5 protein-coding genes are annotated in these 4071 nt (G+C 68.3%); all 5 read left to right on the top strand.

Annotation, left to right across the window (positions count from 1 at the left end):
- The coding region (locus HY703_04055; protein MBI4544349.1) for an SDR family oxidoreductase at positions 1-267 on the top strand (267 nt) is incomplete at its 5' end.
- 21 nt (positions 268-288) lie between these two features.
- Positions 289-531, top strand: coding sequence for an acyl carrier protein (locus HY703_04050; GenBank protein MBI4544348.1), 243 nt, complete (start codon positions 289-291; stop codon positions 529-531).
- A 42-nt stretch (positions 532-573) separates the two neighbouring features.
- On the top strand, positions 574-1845 hold the full coding sequence (gene fabF / locus HY703_04045) for a beta-ketoacyl-ACP synthase II (GenBank protein MBI4544347.1): 1272 nt from the start codon (positions 574-576) through the stop codon (positions 1843-1845).
- 10 nt (positions 1846-1855) lie between these two features.
- Positions 1856-2995: an aminofutalosine synthase MqnE gene (mqnE, locus tag HY703_04040; protein MBI4544346.1), complete on the top strand. Its 1140-nt coding sequence runs from the start codon at positions 1856-1858 to the stop codon at positions 2993-2995.
- 194 nt (positions 2996-3189) lie between these two features.
- On the top strand, positions 3190-4071 hold an 882-nt coding region (locus tag HY703_04035), incomplete at its 3' end, for a CofH family radical SAM protein (GenBank protein MBI4544345.1).

Genomic DNA, 4071 nt, shown 5'->3' with positions numbered 1-4071 from the left:
GCCGGGCTTATCGGACTGACCAAGTCGGTGGCGAAGGAGCTGGCCTCGCGTGGCGTCCTGTGCAACGCCGTGGCGCCCGGCTTCATTGAGACCGAGATGACGGCGCGGTTGGGCGCGGCCGCGCGTGAGGAGCTGAGCAGTCAGATCGCGCTGGGACGGCTGGGTTTGCCCGAGGACGTCGCGGGGGCGGTCCGCTTTCTCGCCGGTCCCGGTGCCGCTTACATTACCGGGCAGGTCATTGTCGTGGATGGCGGGATGTTCCTGTAACACCACAACCGTGAGGGCACCATGGCGGAGAACACCGAGGCGCGGGTGAAGGAGATCATCGTCAACGAGCTGGGGGTCGAGCCGGAGAAGGTTACGCCCGAGGCTTCGTTCGTGGAGGATCTGGGTGCCGATTCACTGGACACGGTAGAGCTGGTGATGGCCTTCGAGGAGGAGTTCGGCATCGAGATCCCGGACGAGGATGCCGAGCAGTTGCAGACGGTGGGCGATGCCATCCGCTACCTGAAGGAGCACCAGGCGGCGTAGTGGGGCTCATGCGGGGTGGACAGTTGACGCTCGGGGTGTGGCATGCAGACGCGTAGCAATCGCGGGCATCGCGTGGTGATCACGGGCCTGGGCGCCTTGACGCCCGTTGGCCTGGATGTGGAAGCCACCTGGCGCGCGCTTCTTGAGGGCGTGAGCGGCGCGGGTCCGATCACCCAATTCGAGGCGACGGAGGCGTTCGATGTCCGCTTCGCCTGCGAGGTGAAAGGCTTCGATCCCGAGCGCTATCTGGAGAAGAAGGAGGTGCGGCGCACGGACCGCTTCACGCAGTTCGCGGTGGCGGTGGCGGACGAAGCGATGAAGCAGTCGGGTCTGGCCGCGCAGCTCGAGGGCGTGAACCGCGATCGCCTGGGCGTCGTAATCGGCAGCGGCATTGGCGGCATGGCCACCTTCGAGCAGCAAACCCGCGTCATGATCGAACGGGGGCCGCAGCGCGTGAGCGCTTTCTTTGTCCCGATGTTCATCTCCGACATTGCGCCGGGCCTGGTCTCGATGCGCTACGGCGCGCGCGGCCCGAATTACGCCACGGTTTCGGCCTGCGCCTCGAGCGCGCACGCCGTGGGCGATTCCTTCCGCATCGTGCAGCGCGGCGAGGTCGATATCATGATCGCCGGCGGCACCGAGGCCACCATCACGCCCCTCACGGTGGCTGGCTTCGCGAACATGAAAGCGCTGTCAACGCGGAACGAGTCGCCCGAGACGGCGAGCCGTCCCTTCGACGCCACGCGGGACGGGTTCGTCCTGGGCGAGGGCGCGGGCGCGCTGATCCTGGAATCGCTGGAACACGCACTGAACCGGGGCGCGAGGGTGCTGGGCGAGATCATCGGTTTCGGGCAGAGCGCGGACGCCTACCATCTGACCGCGCCGGCGCCGGGGGGCGCGGGCGCACAGATCGCCATGCGGGCGGCACTGCGCGACGCGGCCCTAGCGCCGGCCGACGTCGGCTACATCAATGCGCACGGTACCTCGACGCCCGCCAACGACCTGAACGAGACGCTGGCGGTCAAGGCGGTCTTCGGCGATGCCGCGTACCGCCTGGTGATGGGTTCAACCAAGTCCATGACCGGCCACCTGCTGGGCGCCGCGGGCGCGGTCGAGGCGGTGATCAGCGCCCTGGTCTGCGCCACGGGTCGCATCCCGCCGACCATCAATTTCCGCACATCCGATCCCGCCTGCGACCTGAACTACGCGCACAACGAGCCCCTCGAGCGGCCGGTGGACGTAGCGCTCACGAACTCCTTTGGCTTCGGCGGGCACAACGTCTCTCTCGCGCTCCGCCGCTGGACCGGCGAGTGAGGACCGGCGCATGGACGCGGCGCTCACAGAAGGACTGACCGTCCAGCCGAGCGACCGGAGGCTCTGGCCGATCGCGGAGAAGGTGCTGGGCGGCGAGAGGCTCAGCCAGGACGACGGCCGCATCCTCTTCGGGTCACATGACCTGCTGGCCATCGGCGCCCTGGCTGACCGGGTCAACCGCGGCAAGAACGGTGACCGCGTCCTCTTCGTCGCCAACCAGCACCTGAACCCCACCAACGTCTGCATCCTGCGCGCGACCTGCGTCTTCTGCTCCTACGCCCGCCGGCCCAAGGAGGAAGGCGCCTACACCATGACGCTGGAGGAGGCGTTCGCGGAGGCGGACCTGGTGAAGGACACGCCCATCCGCGAGTTCCACATTGTCGGAGGACTGCACCCCAAGCTGCGCCTCTGCTACTACGAAGACCTGATCCGCGGACTCAAGGAGCGGCACCCGGGCGTCGAGATCAAGGCGCTCACGGCCGTCGAGATCGCGCATCTGGCCCGCATCGAACGGAGCAGTGTCGAGGAAGTGCTGGTCCGGCTGAAGGCGGCGGGGATGGATTCCATGCCGGGGGGCGGCGCGGAGGTGTTCTCGAAGGCGGTGCGCGCGACGATCGCGGACCGCAAGCTGGCGGCCGAGGAGTGGCTGGACGTGCACCGCACGGCGCACCGGCTGGGGATTCCCAGCAACTGCACCATGCTGTACGGTCATGTGGAGACGTACGCCGACCGCATGGAGCACCTGGCGATGCTGCGCGAGCTGCAGGACGAGACGCGTGGGTTCCTGACCTACATTCCGCTGGCGTACCACCCGGACCACAACGAGCTGGGCGCGGCTTTGGGGCGGCAAGGCACGGCCACCACGGGATTCGACGACCTGAAGAGCCTGGCCGTGGGGCGGCTGTTTCTGGACAACTTCGACCACATCAAGACGCACTGGATCATGAACACGCCCAAGGTGAGCCAGGTCGCGCTGCACTTCGGCGTGGATGACCTGGAGGGCACTGTGGTGCGGGAGAAGATCTATCACGAGGCCGGAGCGCAGACGCCTCAGGGGCTGACCTTCCCCGAGATCATTCGCCTCATCCGAGACGCGGGGAAGCGCCCGGTCGAGCGGGACGCGCTCTACCAGGAGCTTCAGGAATGGTGAACCCGGAGGAGGGCTTCACCCACGGCCCGGATGGCGAGCTGGCAGCGGGGCGCGTGAGCCCGCCGGGGCTGTCTGAGGCAGAGGGCGCGCGGCTGACGCGGCATGCGCAGCCGCCCCGGTCGGCGTCCCCGCGCCACGCGGCGGCGCGGCGGCGCGGCGGCTCGGGGAATGGCGGGCTTCCGATCCTGTCCCTCATGGCTCCGCGGCGGCGCGAGCCGACTGCGGCGGGTGCGGTCGGGTCCAGTCACCGCTCGCAGCGCGAGCCCTACACGCCGGCGTCGCTCGAGTCGCGACCCTTTGGCGGTGAGATCCGCCACTGGCTCGAGGTGCTGGAGACGACGCCGCTCCTGGAGCTGGCTGCGCGCGCGGACGCTATCCGCGCCGCCAGGCACCCGGGCGACGTTGTCAGCTACATTGTGGACCGGAACATCAACTATACCAACCTGTGCGTCACCGACTGCAAATTCTGCGCGTTCTACCGCCGGCCGAAGCACGACGAGGCGTACGTCCTGAGCTACCAGGAGATCGGGCGGAAGATAGACGAGGCGAAGGGGCTGGGCGCGGTGCAGATCCTGATGCAGGGGGGGCACAACCCGTACCTGCCGCTGGACTGGTATCTGGATCTCCTGCGTCACATCAAGGAGCGGCACCCGATCCACGTGCACGGCTTCAGTGCTTCGGAGATCGAGATTATCGCGCGCGTCTCGAAGCTGCCGCTGGACGAGGTGCTGCGGCAGCTCCACCAGGCGGGACTGGACTCGATGCCCGGGGCGGGGGCGGAGATCCTGGTGGATGGGGTGCGGGACGTGATCGCGCCCAAGAAGATCGAGTCCGGCCGCTGGCTCGAGATCCACGAGGCCGCGCACGAAACGGGGCTGCTGACCACGGCTACCATGATGTACGGCGTGGGGGAGAGCTGGGCGGACCGGATCGAGCACCTGCTCAAGCTGCGCTCCTCACAGGCGCGGAGCCGCGCCCGCGGCCGGGGGTGCTACACGGCCTTCATCGCCTGGTCGTTCCAGCCGCTGCACACCGAGATGGAGGACTGGGACCTGCCCCTGGGCACGGGGGTGGAT

This window comes from Gemmatimonadota bacterium, from assembly GCA_016209965.1.
Classification (GTDB): domain Bacteria; phylum Gemmatimonadota; class Gemmatimonadetes; order Longimicrobiales; family RSA9; genus JACQVE01.
Note: the sequence above shows the minus strand (reverse complement) of the source record. Positions and strands in the feature narration are given on the sequence as shown.